Raw genomic sequence first — 17,146 nt, 5'->3', positions numbered from 1 at the left:
AACTTCACCTGTTAGGTGAATATACAAAAACTGGTAACTGCTTGTTATTAGTAAAGTTATATAACTAATTTTAAATTAACTCACGGATTCAGGTATTAAATAGAGGATGACTATTATCTTCTATTGCTTTTTTTAACTTTTCCTGTAGTTTGCCCGGGTGTACCTTGGTAAGAGATTTTAAATACGATGTCATATAAATTACCTGAGATTATAAATACTGCGCGGGGAGATCAGCGAAAAGTGGGGCTTGAGCTGGAATTGGCCGGGATTGAAATTGAGAAGGTTGCTGAAATTGTACAATCGTTGTATGGAGGGGACATAAATGAGGAGCATCGTTATCATTATGAAATTTCAGACAGTAAGCTTGGGGATTTCAGAATAGAACTTGATGCAAGAATCTTGCGCAAGATGGCCAACAGGGATATTTTTGGGAAGTGGGGGACAGACCTTGAGGAAGAATCCATTCGAAAATCATTGGAAGATGCCGTAGACAAATTGGCAAAGACGGTTGTGCCATTGGAAGTGGTCATGCCGCCGATACCGGTGACTGAGCTTTACCGGTTGGAAGACCTGCGAGAAAGACTGCAAGAAAACAAGGCTGAGGGGACTCACACTTCGTTCGTACACGCATTCGGGATGCACATAAATATTGAGTCGCCCGATTTGAAAACGGAAACGCTGCTCAATTATCTGCGATCATTTTTGATCCTTTATCCCTGGCTGTTGGAAGTGTTGGAGGTAGATTTTTCACGACGAATTAGCCCCTTTGTTGATCCCTTTTCTCAAAAGTATGTAGTCAAAATTTTGGAACCATCGTATAATCCGGATCAGGAACAGTTTATCCGTGATTATCTGGAGTTTAATCCCACCCGAAACCGACCGCTGGACATGATGCCTATTTTTGCGAGGGTAAATAACAAATTAATTTATCCGGTGATGAAGGGTAGAAAAAATGATCCCCGGCCAACCTTTCATTATCGGCTGCCAAACAGCCGTATCGATGATCCGGAATGGCGTTTTGAAGATGAATGGAATCGCTGGCTGGAAATCGAAAAGTTGGCAGGAGACAAAGAGATGCTCCATAAATTGAGCCGATTATATCTAACGCGCAATGAAGAAACGGTCATGTCGTTTCGAAGAGAATGGGCAACTACCGTGACAATTCTATTAGATCTCGATGAGTAAACGACCGAACATTGGCGTAACAGGTCCGGATAAGGGGGGACAGGCTGCCTGGTGGTTTACCTGGTTTGCTATTTTTATTCACGGTGGGCGTGCCATTCGCATTCGTCCTCAGGAGGGGATCCCCGATGATGATATTCACGGACTTGTCATTGGCGGTGGGGCGGATATCAATCCCACCTATTATAGAAGTGATGAAGTAAAAGATTTATTATCGGAAGATCAGGATGTATCGGGACTGCGGCAGTTTTTTATTTACCTGGCCACCATTTTCTTTTTTCCGTTTATTTATCTTATTCGAAAAATGTTTTCAACAAGTGCATCCGGTGTTGACAAGGAAAGGGATGAGCTTGAATTTACCATTCTGAAGCAGGCTCTTGACAAGGGGATACCTATTTTAGGGATTTGCCGGGGTGCTCAGCTGATCAATATTCACCTTGGCGGAACCCTGCATGGTGATATTAGCAATTATTATACAGAGCAACCGCAGGTTAAAACGGTCTGGCCTAAAAAGAAAGTCCGGCTTGCGGCTGAAAGCATCCTTCATCGCATTCTGGGACATCAGTTTGTGTGGGTTAATGCTCTGCACAACCAGGCTGTTGATACCCTCGGCAGTGATCTGAAGATTGTGGCCCGGGAGGAAAACGGTGTTGTGCAGGCTGTTGAGCACGAGAGTCGTGATTTTGTGTTGGGCGTTCAGTGGCATCCTGAATACATGCCCCAAATTCCACCACAACGTCGCATTTTTCAAAAATTAGTGGGCGAGGCTCGTATATTTCTTAGCAGGAGCAAGTAGTTCTATTGACTTTTTGATCCGGCTAAGTACAACTATTCGCCGCAGAAATTTTAGTTTCGGACAGAGCATGTTTATGGAAGATGGGAATTTGATAATCGCATAGCCATCATTTGCACCGGCAGCCGTTGTTGGCGATCCAAGGCACAGGTAGTTTGTCACACTTGTGTTGCTGCGCCGGCTTCCCAATTGAATTAGATGTTGAATCATGTGTCGGGTAACGTAACCGTAAACAGGGCACCGTTATCGTTTTCCACGTCGATTGTACCTCCATGAGCCGTGACATACTGTTTCACAATCGCCAGTCCAAGGCCGGTCCCGGTGCTTTTTTGCTCAGTGACAAATGGCTCGAAAAGTGTTTTTAGTATATTTGAGGGGATACCGGGCCCGTTATCCCGTACACGAAGTATCGTTTTTCCGTTATTATTTTGGTGGGCCAAAATCCTAATTTGAGGATCTTCAATTTTTGTATTCTTCAGCACTTCCATCGCGTTATGGACCAGGTTCATGACCGTCCGTTTAAGCTTGCTTTCATCCCCGTGTACTTTCAATGCGCCAGGTATATCCGTGAGAATCTCGATATCATGCTGTTCGCTTCTGGATTCAGCCAGTTTGATCCCTTCATGGACGATTTCCGTAACGTCCACTGGCTTTTTTTCGACGGGTGACTTCCTCAAAAAATCCAGGAAATCGTCAAAAATTTCGGAAGCCTGATCGGCACTCTCGTCGATCATATCCAGGTATTCGCTTTCGATATCATCCTCGCGCAATAAGTCTGTCAGCAGCGGAATATTTTTGATCGGAGAGCGCAGGTCGTGCATTACCATGCTGACGGCATTGCCAACAGCCGAGAGTTTTTCTTTCTGCAACATTTTTTCGTGGAGTTCGGCATTTCGAATCGCCTTGGCGGCATTCAGTACGTACAGCCTGAGCAGATAGAGTTTTTCGGTTTTTAGTTTTTCCTGGTGATTAAGAATCGCAAAAATCGTATAGTCTTCCATTTGGGCCAATACCACCTCGTCTACCTGGATAACCTCTTCCTCTTTGGGAATTTCGACCGATTGGACCAGAGAAATGAGCTCATCTATATTGATTTCTTCCTCAACCGGACCAATGGAGAATATTTTTTCATAGGTATGATCCTGATGCAATTTCCCAAGCAGGGCCATATCGGTTTCGATATAAGTGGCCAGTTGATCCAGAATATTTTGCAATACCGAACGCAGTTGGTGCTCGTCAAGATTGATGGATGCGATTACCTCGATCAGCTGTTCCAGGTTCCTAAGTTTATTGTAGTCCGTCACCGCTTTGGTGGCCAGTTGAGTTATTTCTTCCGTAGCGTATGGCTTACAGTGATAACCGACATTCTGCCCGGCCTGATTCACGATTTCCTGTATCGAGCGGTCGCTATAGGCTGTAATGAATATAATTTCCGCCTTTTTATCATGTTTCCGGATTTCCATAGCGGTTTCGAGTCCATCCCAGCCCGGCATTCGCATATCCAGAAATATGACTGCATAGGGCTTTCCTTCCGAGACGGCTTGCTTGACCTTGCCGGCCCCTTCCATTCCGTTGGAGGCGGTATCAACGGTGAAGTCGGGAATATTGCTATTGCGGGGTTCCAATACAGTTTGAGGTTCATCGAACAGGATGCTGGAGGCCTTATCTATCGCATCCTCTTCGGGATTTTGCCCGGGCGGGACCAGAATATCCTTAATATTGTCTCTAACCATTTCCTCATCATCGATTACAAGTACGTTAGTATTGATTGCTTCTTTCATGACGTTCTGGTTTAAAGATTAAAATCAATTTGAACGGTCGCCCCTTTGCCGGGACCGTCGCTGTGAATATCGATCGTGCCGCCGTGGTTTTCCACGATCATCCGGCAGTTGTACAAGCCGAGCCCCGTACCGGAATTTTTGGTAGTGAAGCCGCGCTCGAACAGCTTTTCGGCGAGGCTCGGGTCGAAACCGGTTCCGTTATCCGTGATCTGTATCTGCAGGAGATTAGGTGTGGGAGACTTGATCGATATGGAAATTTCATTCGTTTCCGATTCGACATCGTTGGCCTCGATAGCGTTTTTAAGAATATTCAACATTACCTGCATCAGCTTGGTACGATCCCCTTTCAACGAAGGAAGTTGAGAGTCGATATCGATGGCGGGCGTGATACCCCGCTTTTCAAGGGAGGCGGAAAGCATGGAAACGCAATCAGTGATGATATTTGGGAGAACTACCTTCTGTCGTTCCTGAATGTCTACTCCCCTGATGTACTGGCGTTGTATGTCCAGTACCTCCTGGATGTGGCTGATGATACGGATTTGTTGTGAAATGGACGAGTCCAGTTCATTGAGGTGTTTTTTTCGGGATTGTATGATGCCCCGGAGCATTTCAGCCAAAGCCTCGGCTTTTTCTTTGCCTAAAGCTTCAGCCACGGCAGACTGCCGGTCCCGGAAAAAGTCGGCGAGCTTTTCAAGGGTGTTGAGTTCATCCTGCCTCAACAATCGTTTAACCCGGGTCAGATGGGATCCGAAGCCAACGACGGCGTTCCCGATATCATGCAATACGTTGGAAGCTATTTCGAATTTTCCCTGCATGATAGCCTGGTCCAATTCGATCTCCCTCATCCGCTGCTCTTTTTGAAGCTTTTCCGTCATATCCTCGATACTGATTATGAGACAGTCGTCGGATAATTTGTTACAGGAAAAATCAAAATATTTCTCGAGCTCTTCATCGTTTTCCGGTAAGATAAACCGGTGGAGTTCGTGTATAAATACCAATCCGTTCTGTTCCGGAAATGACTTAATCTTATCCGACATTTCAGGTGCCATATAGTCCAGAACAGGAAATATGTTGTCCCCGTCGAATGCCCCCATATCCATGATGGGTTCGAGCATTTCTTCGCCTGCCAGATTAATTTCGATCAACGTGCCATCCCGATCAACTTCCACCAGACCGATCGGTGCCTGTTCTATCATCCCCTTGTACTTTTCCAGTTGTTGCCTTATTTCCTGTTCCATTACCTATTACGTGTTTTCTTTAGGTTTTCCGTATCCGTGTCCCGTGTACGACCGTTCGAAAGAATTGAGTTTAACAAATATTAAACGAATACTACATATACGCCCATTTTTCAAAGATTTCAAGAAAAAAACTAAAGACTGTCAGCGAACAGAGATACTATTCGAGCAAGTAGCTAAGATAGATAAATGCAATTATCTATGGAGAATTCTGCTCCTATGCCAGGCTGTGAACAGCCAGTCGCCGCAGAAGCTACAGCTACCGGACGGAGCAGGCGTATGCCAATTGGGAGTTCGCTTTGTAGAATTTCATGGTGTGCGGATTCATCCCAGGTGGCTGAGAAGGAGGGAATCTGTCGAAGACAGTACTTCAAAACCCCTGCCCGGCAGGGAAATTTTTTTGAAGTAACACAGCAAAGAGAAGTGAACGTTGGGGGGGCGGGTAATTTTTCGGTCAACTGCCGTACAGGCTGTTGTACGAGACTATGATATGAGATATTCGGGATAAAAATTTCATTAACCCAATAAGGGGGGAGAGCTTGGCAAATAAGTGGCTAATTAATTATAAACCCTCAATCTTACCTACTTTTACCACAGGCACATCGTCATAATCAACAAAATAGAACCGGTTCTTTTCATCCATCCAAATGGCAGGATCGTGGGATGAGAAATATGCAAGGTTGCTGTCAATCGCTATTTCATCAAAGGAGCCGGTTCCGATCAAGTTTCCTTGTGGATTAAAAACCTCAACCATGGTCTTTAGTGAATCTTTATTCGCCATGCGCTGACCACTGAAGTGAAGGACCTTCCCATCGTTTGTTTGTACAAGGCCAATGCTATAGCTGTTAATTTTGCCTCGCGACCGTTGCTGTCCTTCCTCTCCATAGGTAACGATAGACATGCTGCCATCCTCCTCCGTATTCACCACTATCGCTTCCTCCCAATCCGTGTATCCATCAAATGTATTAACGAGCTTCCATTCATCTGCTGAATTTTCAAATTTATAAACTTTTCCATCATAAATACCGGGGGTATACCAAAAGGAATTTTTCCCTGTTTTTACAAAATTCCCGCTATTTATGCGGTTGCTTATCATATTAACAAACTTGGAGTCGGATTTTGGCACCAGGCGATCAAACTTCCCAAAAAAATTGATATGATCTTCAAATGATTTACTGTAGCGATGAAAAACGTATTCCCGGTAATTACTGGGATCACTCTCCCCAATGTCTCTGGGTTTTTTTAGCATGATGTAGTTCCCATCCGCTGTTTGAAAGAACTTTTCCGACCACACCATACCCGACTGCGAAGGAGCGTACTCTGAGAGGATATCTCCTTTTTTTGAAAACCACGTGACGCGCTGACTCACCATATCAAGCGCCACAATTTTATTTTCATTATTAAAATGGAACCTGGGTCCGGAAGGAAACTCACCCGGGCCTTTGCCCGATCGACCGATGGATCGCAAATGTTTGCCGTGTGGCCCAAACACCATTATCGTTTTTTGCTGTCCCTCTGCGATATAGATGTTCTGCCGGTTGTCCGTACGTATTTGATAAGGTGATGCCAGAAAATAATTTGCATCTGCACCCGTATTTTCGCCGATAGAAAATGATTCATCAAAAGAAAGTGATAACTTTTCAGGTGCAAAATCTGAAACAAATCCGCTTATGGCAAAAAGCAGGATATAGACTGCCGCCCAGAATAATTTTGGAGGAGAGGTGAGGATATTAAGTTTCATGACATTAAATTGTAATCTGAAATTTATTGTTCGCTTCTTTCTTGATACGCCCTGAAATTACATATTCATATCGATTTTATACCTGACAACTTCTTGCACTCCGGTTTGCTCATCAATCTCACGAGCATAAAAAAAATCGGTTTTTATTTCGATTATTCCAGGCGTCCTGACATCGCGGTTCAATCGGTTTCCCGGTCGTTTAAATTTTGCCAATAGTTCTCCATCCCGATTAAGAATCCACCACTTGTAATTTTTTTATCACCGCCAATAGTAGAGACCGAAAGCCTGTTTTCATCATCAATCAACATGGCGTTTAATGCAGGCTACGTTTCCGGAAACCTCGTACTGCGATAGAATTTCTGTAAAACCCGCATTATAATTTAATTGGCTCAAGAAGCGCAAACACATGATCATCAACGCGAAATCCAAGATGTTGGTCAGAAACATGAGTTAACATGCCGTCTTTTGGTAGCTGTACAAGGGCAAGTTTTTCACCTGATCCAGAAAGAACAAGCCCAAAATACAATCACATTCTGCACATAAGAGTAGTTTGCTAAAAATTGCGCGTAAACACAAAAAACGTATCACGCACTGACGTTCTACAACGCGGCCGCACCCGACGCGACCCTGGTTCAACTCGTTATTGCGCTGGTAATTGGTTCTTGTATTATTCTGCCATTCCTTTATTTTTTGATGCAAACGTTTAAAGGCAGGCAATTTACTGACAGAGGACTTTAAAACCAGGATTATTTTTCTACCAAATCACCTCCACAGTAAGGTTGTAACCGGGGCATTTAGCCGGTAGGTGAGAACTTCAACCGGCCGATAGCGCCGAAATCGGTCAAAAGACCGGTTTTGCAAGATCCTCTGACACTTAACTTCAGGATTAGACCATATACCATTGAATAAAGCAGATTTTAAGGGTACCCTGGGCGATCGTTCGGTCAACTTGTATACGCTCACGAATAGCAACGGGTGTAAAGTTTCCGTCACGAACTACGGGGCTCGTCTGGTAGAGCTGAAGGTGCCCGATCGGGAAGGTAATTTTGATAATATCGTTGTTGGCCCCGGTTCAATGGAAGCGTTTTTGGATGACCGGGAAAACTATTTTGGGGCGGTCATCGGCCGGTACGCTAATCGTATTGCCAGCGGCAAGATAACGGTGGACGGACAGGAGTACTCGCTTCGGGCCAATGAAGGCGCGCACCACCTGCATGGGGGACCCGCGGGATTTCACCGGGTTGTATGGGGGGGCAACCAGGTGAATCCCCGGACGCTCCACCTGTCGTACCGGTCGGTAGATGGGGAGGGAGGGTATCCGGGCAACCTAGGCGTAAAGGTCACCTACCGGTTAACCGACCAAAATGAGTTGCATCTCAGCTACCGGGCCGAATCGGATGAACGGACCATCTTGAATATGTCACACCATGCCTATTATAACCTGCATGGCGCAAATAACGGCGGTTCTGTCGATAGTCACCGGCTGGAGATCCGGTCGGAGCAATTTACCCCGGTGGATGCCGATCTGATACCTACAGGAGAAATAGCGGACGTGGAAGGGAGTCCCCTCGATTTCAGGAGTCCCAAACCCATAGGAAAGGACCGGGAATCCGGTCACTCTTACCTCGAGCATACCGACGGCTATGACCATAACTTTGTATTAAGTAAAGAAGGGAAAGGAAAAAGAGTAGGAGAGGGAGAAAATCAGCTATATCTTGCCGCCGGGGTACAGGAGCCGGAATCCGGCCGGTCCCTGAAACTCTATACGACCGAACCGGGACTCCAGTTCTATGTAAGCCAGAACCCGATGCCAGGCATTGATTCGACTTTCTGCCTGGAGCCGCAGCATTTTCCCGATTCCCCGCACCACCCGAATTTCCCCTCAACAGTGCTGGAGGCCTATCAAGCGTATCACTGGCAGATGATGCTCTCTTTCGATCAATGATAACTGATTACGTTTGGTTATATCCTGGAAAATGGGGCTATGTCTTCGCTGGAATAATGAGGGCTACATCCTCGAATAAAATGAGGCCATCCTCCTCCGTCAATGGCCCGCCAGCTACAAGGCACTGCCGCCAGACCGTTTCAGGGCAACTTCAACGCAGTATTTGCATAAACCTCCCGATCCGCCGTTTTAATTTCCTGGCCAATAAGTTACAGCACCATACGTTACATAGCTGTGATCAGGCGAATAGATACTTCAACAAGGGCATAAATGCGAACGATATGACAAGATCTGATAACGTAGTCCGTCTGCCCGGCAGATTTCTTTATTTTGAAATTGCATCTTGCTTTTTTCTTTGCTAAGCTCAGGGCCTGTTATCGCAAGACTATCACTTAACCATATTTTATTTCCTTATGAAATACCGTTGTCTTTTACTGTTCATTAGTTTTATAATAGGGACCGCAATCCAGGCAGAAGGTCAGGACTTTGCCCCCTATGAAGAACAAATTCCGGAATCGGATCAACAAATTGAGATGGTACCGGTCGAAGGCGGCACCTTTTTAATGGGGAGTCCCGAAGATGAACCCGGCCGCGAAGAGGACGAAGGTCCCCGACACAAGGTAACAGTGGACAACTTCTGGATGGGGAAATATGAAATAACCTGGGATCAGTACGACTTGTTCGTAGAAGAGAAAATTGAGGATGTAACTGCTGCCGGCGGGGGAGAGGTCGATATCAAAGCCGATGCCGTTTCACTTCCGACTCCACCCTATATCGATATGAGCTTTGGTATGGGACGTGATGGATATCCCGCTATTAATATGACGCAGTATGCGGCCGTGATGTATGCCAAGTGGCTCACTGCTGAGACGGGTCATTTTTATCGATTGCCCACCGAAGCCGAATGGGAGTATGCGTGCCGGGCCGGGAACAATTCCACCTATACGTTTGGCGACGATCCCGGAAAGCTGGATAAATACGCCTGGTATGAAGAGAATAGCGAGGGCGGGTATCAGAAAATAGGCAATAAGGAGCCCAATGCACTCGGATTGTTCGATATCCACGGAAATGTTGCGGAATGGACCATGGATCAGTATGATCCCGATTATTATGAGCAATTTAAGGGTGAAACGGCTGATAATCCCTGGCATAAACCGGATGAGTTGTATCCCCGTTCATTGCGGGGCGGCAGCTGGCAGGATGAGCCGGTAAAATTACGTTGCGCAGAACGACGTGGATCCCAGGCCAAATGGAAGCAGCACGATCCGCAGCTGCCCAAAAGTCTCTGGTGGCTTACGAATGCTCCTTTCGTAGGGTTCCGGTTAGTGCGTCCCGAAAGTCCCCCTCCGCAAGAGAAGATAGAAGAGTACTGGCTGGAAGCCATGGAAGATTATTAACGGAGAGAATGGTTCTTGACATGGTTCCGTTCCGGTACCTTATTTTGGGCATGATCAGTACAGTAAGTGGGAATTTATCCCGTATCCTGCTCCCGGGAGCCAGATGATCATGGCCTGCTATTTCGACGAAGTATCGATTCTAAACCGGTCGAAGGCAGGTGATTTGCGTATGCTGATCCGATCGGCCTCTCCTTTTTTCTTGAACTCAGTTCGGAGAGCACAGCCGGTTTTGGATGCTATAAAGGAAATTCCCCGGTCTGCTCCCAGTACGCTCACGGCCGAGGCATAGCTATCCGCCGTAATGCCATCGGGAGCGATAATAGTAACCATGCTCTGATTTGTCAGGCCCAATCCCGTCTGGGGATCGATAATATGGGAGTAGCGCTTCCCGTCGATATCGATGTGCTGAAAAAGATCCCCGGAGGTGGCTACTGCGCGATTGGCCAGCTGCAGGGTGGTCCAGTGGCGCCGGCCCTTTTCGTTGTGAGCCGGAATCCGGATGATCCAGCCTTTCTTGCCCGGCGGCGGGTCGCCCAATCTGATATCTCCGCCGGCATCCACCAGTACCGATCGTATGTCAAAGGTCCGAAGTATACGCAGGATCTCGTCAGCGGCGTATCCCTTGGCAATACCCCCGAAGTCCAGCTGCATGCCGGGACGGGTCAGGGCTACAGCGGTTGCCGATGAGTCGAGTTTCACATGCTGGTAGCCCACGCGTTTGCGGTAGGTGCAGAGCTGCTTTGCTGACGGGAGCTCGGGGGAATCCGAACGCCGTATCTCTCTCCACAGCTTTACAAAGGGGCCTGCCGTAACGTCAAAAGCGCCATCGGTTTCCCTGGACACTTCCTGTGCCTTGCTGATCACCCGGAAAAGGGCCGGGTGAACCGGGAAAAACCTGCGGCTTCCCGAGCGTGCGGAGAGCTTATTTACATTGCTTTCGGGTTCATAGTCACTTAAAATACCATTTAGTTTGTCCACATGCCGGAAAGCCTGTTCGGAAGCCGCCCGGGCGATGGAATCATCCCCAGCATAGAACGTAATCTTAAACGTCGTGCCCATCTTCCTTTCCGTAAACTCGTAGCGCATCGTGTCCTGTGCCGCCGCATCGGGCGGCCTTAACGAGAGGAAAACAGCAAAGGGTAGCAGAAGTAACAGGCCGTATCTGATTGTTTTCATATATCCGGGATATGGTGCAATTGAAGACGCCTAAAGAATGCTGATGCAGGAGAAGAATTTCTGGAAAAGCAAAGAGTGCCAGGGGTTGTTTTGATAAAAATCCTTGAACGGGATTGCCATTTTTTCAATATTGGTCTGATAACATATCAATGCCAAATCACTTAATATTCCTACTTAACTACAACCGAAATTCATGAAGAAAATTGTCCCGTCGTATGTATTACTGCTCTCATTTATGCTATTATGTACTGTTTTTGCTAATATTTCCTGTGCCCAGGAGGGAGAACAGGATATGAAGCCGGAAGAAACCGAGGTTTGGGAGCCGGTCCCCGAAAAGGTGGATCCCAACGGATTTAATGATAAAGCGCCCCCTTCGGATGCGGTGGTACTTTTTAATGGTGGCGATCTGGATGAGTGGGAATCAGCGGGGGATGGTTCTGCCGCCGAATGGAAGGTTTCCGGTGATCACGTTACGGTGGCTCCCGGGACCGGCAGTATTCAAACCCGGCAGGGGTTCGGATCGGTACAGCTGCATATTGAGTGGCGTGCACCGGAAAAGATAGAGGGCGAGGGACAGGGCCGCGGCAACAGCGGGGTCTTCCTGCAAACTATGTATGAGCTGCAGGTGCTGGACAGTTATAATAATGAGACCTATTCTAACGGGATGGCCGGCAGTATTTACAAGCAGCATATCCCACGGGTTAATGCGGCTCGCGAACCGGGACAATGGCAGAGTTATGATATCGTGTATACGGCTCCGGAGTTTAAAGGGGATGGAAGCCTGGAGTCGCCGGCGCGTATGACCGTTTTCTGGAACGGTATTTTAGTACAGGATGATGTCGAATTAGAGGGGCCGACCGAATATATCGGGCATCCCTCTTATGAGGCCCACGAGGATAAGCTGCCCATTATGTTGCAGGATCACAGCAATCCCGTGAGTTTTCGGAATATTTGGCTGAGAGAATTGAACGAATAGTTATGCTTGGCAAAGGGCTTCGAAAAACCAGGGGTTTTATTCGCTACCAACCCCTGAGTGATTCCAAAACCGAAGTGTTAAGACTATTCATTCAGATGTTAAAACCGCAAAAATGTAGAGATTGGCCATAACAACGGGTTGCAAAGGTCTCTAATAGGCTGATCCGTTATTTGAAGACCGCCGCTGCCGGAAAAACTTTTTCAGGATCCACTCGCAATCCTGCTCCATAAAGCCGTGCAGAACGTTGGGCTTATGATTTAGCTTATCGCTTCCGGCAATATTGAAGACGCTGCCGCAGCCCCCGGCCCGGGCATCCAGCGCACCGATAACAATCGTATCGATTTTGGACCAGACAAGAGCACCTGCGCACATGGGGCACGGTTCCAGGGTGACATAGAGGGTACAGCCGGTTAAGTATTTTTGTCCGATCGTGGCGCACGCGGCTGAAATAGCCAGCATTTCTGCATGAGCGGTCGGATCGTTCAGGCGCTCGGGCTGATTATATCCCTTGCCTATTATATCATCGTCGCGGACCACAATAGCCCCGACCGGGACTTCTTTTTCTTCGTAAGCCTGTTCGGCCAGCAGAAAGGCCTGCTGCATATAACGAAGGTGCTTTTGTGCGCCGGAAATATCGGTATCCATAGGTATTAATGATTTGCTTCCTTGGGTTGTAAATAGGTATTATCAAACCAGAATAAGGCCTTTGAAAACAGGGGCCTTATTCTATACCAAAACCTGCGCGATTTCAATACCGCAGTGTTCAGTCTACAGGTGAGGATATTGAAATCGCAAAAATTCGAAAAATGGGCAAAACAACGGTTTTGAAAAGGTTCAATAAGATAAACGATAAGATAATGGGAATGGATCAAGTAAAACAACAAATTATTGCCTTGCTGAAAGAGAATATCCGAAACATTCCGGATTTCCCTCAGCCCGGCATCCAATTTAAAGATATCACCCCTCTGCTGCAAAATCCGGATACCCTTGAATTGACATCCCGCGTGTTGGCACGTCCCTTCCGCAAAAAGAATATCGATTATGTAGTGGGACTTGAATCCCGGGGGTTTCTTTTTGGGACGAATCTGGCTCAGGATCTTCATGCCGGATTTATTCCCATCCGAAAGCCGGGCAAGCTGCCCGCGGAAACCCTGTCGGCTACCTATGCGCTGGAATACGGGAACGACACTGTTGAAATTCATAAAGACGCCTTTTCGGAGGGGGCCCGTGTATTGGTTCATGACGACCTTATTGCTACCGGCGGTTCCGCTGCCGCCGCCACGGAACTGGTGGAAGAACTGGGAGGGAAGGTTGTGGGCTATTCCTTTATAATAGCACTGGAGACGCTGCGGGGTACCGACTTACTGGCTCCCGGGGTACCTGTGAAAGTTTTGCTTTCCCTGTAAACAACGCTGGAACAATTTTATGGCACCGCTCTATAAGTAACTGTATTACCACGTTGGTGTGGGTTAACGACAACAAATAAGCGGATACACCTATGAAATTATACGGAAGAGCTTTGATGGGCTTAACGGTAGTGGCCATGCTTTTGATAAGTGGCTGTAAGCAGCCCATGGTTATCAGTGACGTCAATTATTCACAGCCTATAGAATCAGTTTTAACGCCCGATGAAGACGGAATGGTCAAGGATGACCGCTACGGACTTGAGTTTAATATGCTGCCTTTGCAGTACATGGAGACGCAGGATACGACTTCCGTTACGACATCAGAAGTGCGCTATATCCGGGGAGCAAGCGGCTGGTTTTATATTACGGCCCCCACCTATCAGCATGTATATCTGATGGCCCCTGAAAAAAACGAGTTGGTATTCCGGGAAAAATTTAAAATCGGAGAGACGGGCTTCGATAAGCCTGCTTTTAACCAGCGCGATGGTTTTGTACAGCTTGTGAACCGGTCTACCGGGGAAAGCTACCGGTTAACTCCTGAAGGGTTGGAAGAAGAGGGATTAACAACAAATACGGAAAACCAATAGTTATGAAATTATCAATACCTATCACCATCTTTAGCGCATTACTGCTGTTCTGTACGACCCGGGGACTGGCCCAGCAGGAGGAACTGTCGGACTACGAAATACAGAGCAATTTTAAAACAGAGTATCAACAGTTCAGTAATAAGATCGATACGGTTACTGTTGCCGACAGTGCCCGGGCAATTAAAGAAAGTATTCAGGAATTGGATGAAAAGTACCGGCCGCATGAAGAACTGCTGGACAAGGCACTTTATCCCGAAACCTATGAAGAGATGATGAATGAACTCAATCAGGCGGCTACACTGGCAGCCAGTCGTCTTCAAAAGATGGAGCGGCAAGATGACCAGCTTACCACGCTGCAGCTTCGTTTGCTGGCATACCAGGAACATGTATATGAGTTGACCCGGGAAGCGGATTCCCTTAAGCAGGCGATGCAAGAGTCTATTGAAAGTGAAAAACAGCTTTCGGGAATGGTACGTAACTACCGGAGAAATCTCGAAGAACGCGACCAGCTCGTATTGGACTTTATCGACTCTACCGTGGTAGCCTACCAGCAGATAGATATGCAGGCCTTCAGGGAGCTGCAGGATATGAACTCCAAAGCCCGTCTGAATTCCGACGGGAATGCGCTACAAATGATTCGTGATATCTCGGCTGAAAATCTGAATATCCTCGAGGAAAACAGCAGTAATTTACACCTTGAGGATTATATGCGTATGCAGACGGTCCAGCAGCGTTTTGAGCAGATGTGGAATAGACTTGGTACTAAAATAGCTGCAGTCTACGGGGGAAGCGATGCCGGAAAACTTGCCCGGGAAGTAGAGGCTAACATACAAAAGTGGGATGAGCTGCTGCAGGAAAGAACGTTTGCCACACTGCATGATTCCCTGCGTGAAAAAGGAGTGGCCATTAGTGAATTTGAGAATGCAGAAGAGTTTAACAACTCCCTGAATGCTTACCTGGATACCGTTATTACGGAGAGCAGAGACGGGACCAGTGAAGAAAATTACGAGCGTTTTCAGGCTTTCCGGGATTTCTGGAACCGGGTCGAGCGTCAATGGAGCAGCTACTTTACCGAGGCCGGCATTATGACCAATACCCAGTTGGCAACCATTTCCGAAAAGACCGATACATGGGGGGAGCATGCCGAGCCGGAATCAAATACCATGACATACCTTCTGATTATAACGGCGGTGGTAGCTATTGTTTTAGGCGGTTTATTGATCCGGGAAAAGACCAAAGGAAATGGGAAAGAAAAAAAGAAAGCATGAAAAGTAGGGGATAGGAGGCGCTTGCGGAACTCCTGATGAGGACTACAAGTCGCCATATCCCTCTCAAAGGCGAGGAACCAGGGCATCACGGGTATGGAAAACCGTTTATAAATAACTAAAAAATTCCGGTTTTTGACCCTGTACCGGTCCAAAATCCCCGGCACCTTTAAAGGTCCGGGGATTTTTACTATGACGTTATTCCCGCGCAAAAGAAAAGTTCATTCTGTATATGATTGAAAGCAGAATAACTTGTATACTTAAGGCCGTTTATTTACCGATTTTAAAATAGCTATGAGCAGCAATAAAAGAAGTTTAGCCACCATAGGGCGGCTCGAACCCATCGATTTTCCCGAATGGGATATCGTTAATATTGATGCCAAAATAGATACGGGCGCATATACTTCGAGCCTGCACTGCCATCGTATTGAATCGTTTGAAAAGGATGGCAAGCCATATGTCCGGTTTAACCTGCTGGATCCATCCCATGAAATATACAACGACAAGCTATTTAAGCTGCCGGTTTATTCGACAAAGACGATTAAAAGCTCCAATGGTACGACCGAGAAGAGATTTATTATTAAGACCGTTATTCGCGTTTTGGACCGGGAGCTGGAAGCGGAATTATCATTGACGAATCGATCGGAAATGCGTTACCCTGTGTTGATCGGACGTAAATTGATCAGCGGGCATTTTCTGGTAGATCCTTCAAAGAAATATTTAACAAAAAAATGAACGGGGCATAGGCTCCACACTACATGCACATTGTTGTTTTATCACGAAACGCTAAACTGTATTCAACTTCCCGACTGGTGGAAGCAATCGAGGATGAGGGGCATATCGCTACGGTTTTGGATCACCTGAAATGTGATATCATCAGCGAGCAGGATAATCCCTGTATTCTTTACAGGGGCACCAAAGTAACGGGGGTTGATGCGGTAATTCCCCGTATCGGCTCTTCGGTGACTTTTTATGGCTCTGCGGTTGTCCGGCAGTTTGAAATGATGAAAGTGTTTTCTACGGTTGAATCCCAGGCGCTGGTCCGCTCCCGTGATAAACTGCGCAGTTTGCAGATACTGGCTCGTTCGGGCGTTGGCATGCCCAAAACGGTTTTTACCAATGACTCGACAGAAGTCCGTAAAATTATAGAGCTGGTGGGCGGACCTCCGCTCATTGTGAAGCTTCTTGAGGGAACCCAGGGAGTAGGGGTGATACTGGCACCCACGTTCCAGGCAGCAGAATCAATCATCCAGGCCTTTCACAGCATGGAAACGCGTGTTATTGTCCAGGAATATATTGAAGAAGCTAAAGGTGAAGATATCAGGGCCTTTGTGGTGGATGGGAAGGTAGTGGGGGCTATGAAAAGGAAAGGGAAGGAGGGAGAGTTCCGGTCTAACCTGCACAGGGGTGGTTCCGGGTCCCTCATAGAGCTGAGCGCTGAAGAGCGAAAAACGGCTCTGATTGCCGCAGAATCGATGGGCGTTTCCGTGGCGGGCGTGGATATGTTACAGTCCAGTCGGGGCCCGCTGGCGCTTGAAGTTAATTCTTCGCCGGGACTTCAGGGTATTGAGGCGGCCACCGGGAAAAATATTGCCGGTGAAATCGTAGCGTTTATCAAACGCAGTATAAACGGCCCTCATTCTTAACACATTAACTATCAAG

The 17,146-nt window shown here is 47.1% G+C and carries 16 protein-coding genes; 10 read left to right on the top strand and 6 right to left on the bottom strand.

Going from position 1 to position 17,146, the window contains the following annotated elements:
* Nucleotides 1-186: 186 nt before the first annotated feature.
* On the top strand, nt 187-1,185 hold the full coding sequence (locus tag BUB16_RS19060) for an amidoligase family protein (RefSeq protein ID WP_073068068.1): 999 nt from the start codon (nt 187-189) through the stop codon (nt 1,183-1,185).
* Entirely contained in the window at nt 1,178-1,978 is an 801-nt protein-coding gene (locus tag BUB16_RS19055; RefSeq protein WP_073068066.1) for a gamma-glutamyl-gamma-aminobutyrate hydrolase family protein, read from the top strand. Before BUB16_RS19060 ends, BUB16_RS19055 begins: the two co-directional genes overlap by 8 nt.
* A gap of 203 nt (nt 1,979-2,181) precedes the next feature.
* Here BUB16_RS19055 and BUB16_RS19050 read toward each other — a convergent pair whose 3' ends face one another.
* From BUB16_RS19050 to BUB16_RS22090, 4 genes are all read right to left on the bottom strand, one after another.
* Nucleotides 2,182-3,756 (bottom strand): hybrid sensor histidine kinase/response regulator, encoded by a 1,575-nt coding sequence (locus BUB16_RS19050; RefSeq protein WP_073068064.1) that lies wholly within the window; start codon nt 3,754-3,756, stop codon nt 2,182-2,184.
* A gap of 11 nt (nt 3,757-3,767) precedes the next feature.
* Nucleotides 3,768-4,994, bottom strand: a complete 1,227-nt coding sequence (locus tag BUB16_RS19045) for an ATP-binding protein (protein WP_073068062.1) — start codon at nt 4,992-4,994, stop codon at nt 3,768-3,770.
* Nucleotides 4,995-5,553: 559 nt separating this feature from the next.
* Nucleotides 5,554-6,732: a 6-bladed beta-propeller gene (locus BUB16_RS19040; RefSeq protein ID WP_073068060.1), complete on the bottom strand. Its 1,179-nt coding sequence runs from the start codon at nt 6,730-6,732 to the stop codon at nt 5,554-5,556.
* 179 nt (nt 6,733-6,911) lie between these two features.
* Nucleotides 6,912-7,040 carry a hypothetical protein gene (locus BUB16_RS22090; protein WP_280173674.1) on the bottom strand — a complete coding sequence of 43 codons (129 nt, stop codon included), beginning with the start codon at nt 7,038-7,040 and terminating at the stop codon, nt 6,912-6,914.
* 593 nt (nt 7,041-7,633) lie between these two features.
* Here BUB16_RS22090 and BUB16_RS19035 point away from each other — a divergent pair.
* A complete protein-coding gene (locus BUB16_RS19035) occupies nt 7,634-8,677 on the top strand; it encodes an aldose epimerase family protein (protein ID WP_170864471.1) in 1,044 nt (347 codons plus the stop codon).
* Between the two features lie 413 nt (nt 8,678-9,090).
* Nucleotides 9,091-10,074 carry a formylglycine-generating enzyme family protein gene (locus tag BUB16_RS19030; protein WP_073068056.1) on the top strand — a complete coding sequence of 328 codons (984 nt, stop codon included), beginning with the start codon at nt 9,091-9,093 and terminating at the stop codon, nt 10,072-10,074.
* A 117-nt stretch (nt 10,075-10,191) separates the two neighbouring features.
* On the opposite strand, the gene BUB16_RS19025 is transcribed toward BUB16_RS19030, so the two are convergent.
* Complete coding sequence (locus BUB16_RS19025; RefSeq protein ID WP_084088443.1) at nt 10,192-11,250, bottom strand: FAD:protein FMN transferase; 1,059 nt, start codon at nt 11,248-11,250, stop codon at nt 10,192-10,194.
* Between the two features lie 193 nt (nt 11,251-11,443).
* On the opposite strand from BUB16_RS19025, the gene BUB16_RS19020 reads away from it, so the two are divergent.
* Complete coding sequence (locus BUB16_RS19020) at nt 11,444-12,226, top strand: 3-keto-disaccharide hydrolase (protein ID WP_084088442.1); 783 nt, start codon at nt 11,444-11,446, stop codon at nt 12,224-12,226.
* Nucleotides 12,227-12,376: 150 nt separating this feature from the next.
* Here BUB16_RS19020 and tadA read toward each other — a convergent pair whose 3' ends face one another.
* Nucleotides 12,377-12,871 (bottom strand): tRNA adenosine(34) deaminase TadA, encoded by a 495-nt coding sequence (gene tadA / locus BUB16_RS19015; protein ID WP_073068054.1) that lies wholly within the window; start codon nt 12,869-12,871, stop codon nt 12,377-12,379.
* A 218-nt stretch (nt 12,872-13,089) separates the two neighbouring features.
* Between tadA and BUB16_RS19010 the strand changes: the two genes are divergently transcribed.
* The 5 genes from BUB16_RS19010 (at nt 13,090) to rimK (ending at nt 17,130) form a co-directional block, all read left to right on the top strand.
* Nucleotides 13,090-13,632 carry an adenine phosphoribosyltransferase gene (locus tag BUB16_RS19010; RefSeq protein WP_073068077.1) on the top strand — a complete coding sequence of 181 codons (543 nt, stop codon included), beginning with the start codon at nt 13,090-13,092 and terminating at the stop codon, nt 13,630-13,632.
* A 92-nt stretch (nt 13,633-13,724) separates the two neighbouring features.
* Nucleotides 13,725-14,219, top strand: coding sequence for a hypothetical protein (locus BUB16_RS19005; RefSeq protein ID WP_084088441.1), 495 nt, complete (start codon nt 13,725-13,727; stop codon nt 14,217-14,219).
* Between the two features lie 2 nt (nt 14,220-14,221).
* Nucleotides 14,222-15,487 (top strand): hypothetical protein, encoded by a 1,266-nt coding sequence (locus BUB16_RS19000; protein ID WP_073068052.1) that lies wholly within the window; start codon nt 14,222-14,224, stop codon nt 15,485-15,487.
* A 291-nt stretch (nt 15,488-15,778) separates the two neighbouring features.
* Nucleotides 15,779-16,219 carry an ATP-dependent zinc protease family protein gene (locus BUB16_RS18995; RefSeq protein ID WP_073068050.1) on the top strand — a complete coding sequence of 147 codons (441 nt, stop codon included), beginning with the start codon at nt 15,779-15,781 and terminating at the stop codon, nt 16,217-16,219.
* A 23-nt stretch (nt 16,220-16,242) separates the two neighbouring features.
* Nucleotides 16,243-17,130, top strand: coding sequence for a 30S ribosomal protein S6--L-glutamate ligase (gene rimK, locus BUB16_RS18990; protein ID WP_073068048.1), 888 nt, complete (start codon nt 16,243-16,245; stop codon nt 17,128-17,130).
* Nucleotides 17,131-17,146 lie beyond the last annotated feature (16 nt).

The sequence above is a fragment of the Fodinibius roseus genome (assembly GCF_900129315.1).
Classification (GTDB): domain Bacteria; phylum Bacteroidota; class Rhodothermia; order Balneolales; family Balneolaceae; genus Fodinibius; species Fodinibius roseus.
The sequence above is the reverse complement of the archived record's forward strand: the minus strand, read 5'-3'. Positions and strand labels throughout refer to the sequence as shown.

Coding starts and splice junctions, on each gene's coding strand:
- BUB16_RS19060 (WP_073068068.1), top strand. CDS start 187: ATGTCATATAAATTACCTGAGATTATAAATACTGCGCGGGGAGATCAG.
- BUB16_RS19055 (WP_073068066.1), top strand. CDS start 1,178: ATGAGTAAACGACCGAACATTGGCGTAACAGGTCCGGATAAGGGGGGA.
- BUB16_RS19050 (WP_073068064.1), bottom strand. CDS start 3,756: ATGAAAGAAGCAATCAATACTAACGTACTTGTAATCGATGATGAGGAA.
- BUB16_RS19045 (WP_073068062.1), bottom strand. CDS start 4,994: ATGGAACAGGAAATAAGGCAACAACTGGAAAAGTACAAGGGGATGATA.
- BUB16_RS19040 (WP_073068060.1), bottom strand. CDS start 6,732: ATGAAACTTAATATCCTCACCTCTCCTCCAAAATTATTCTGGGCGGCA.
- BUB16_RS22090 (WP_280173674.1), bottom strand. CDS start 7,040: ATGTTGATTGATGATGAAAACAGGCTTTCGGTCTCTACTATTGGCGGT.
- BUB16_RS19030 (WP_073068056.1), top strand. CDS start 9,091: ATGAAATACCGTTGTCTTTTACTGTTCATTAGTTTTATAATAGGGACC.
- BUB16_RS19025 (WP_084088443.1), bottom strand. CDS start 11,250: ATGAAAACAATCAGATACGGCCTGTTACTTCTGCTACCCTTTGCTGTT.
- BUB16_RS19020 (WP_084088442.1), top strand. CDS start 11,444: ATGAAGAAAATTGTCCCGTCGTATGTATTACTGCTCTCATTTATGCTA.
- tadA (WP_073068054.1), bottom strand. CDS start 12,871: ATGGATACCGATATTTCCGGCGCACAAAAGCACCTTCGTTATATGCAG.
- BUB16_RS19010 (WP_073068077.1), top strand. CDS start 13,090: ATGGATCAAGTAAAACAACAAATTATTGCCTTGCTGAAAGAGAATATC.
- BUB16_RS19005 (WP_084088441.1), top strand. CDS start 13,725: ATGAAATTATACGGAAGAGCTTTGATGGGCTTAACGGTAGTGGCCATG.
- BUB16_RS19000 (WP_073068052.1), top strand. CDS start 14,222: ATGAAATTATCAATACCTATCACCATCTTTAGCGCATTACTGCTGTTC.
- BUB16_RS18995 (WP_073068050.1), top strand. CDS start 15,779: ATGAGCAGCAATAAAAGAAGTTTAGCCACCATAGGGCGGCTCGAACCC.
- rimK (WP_073068048.1), top strand. CDS start 16,243: ATGCACATTGTTGTTTTATCACGAAACGCTAAACTGTATTCAACTTCC.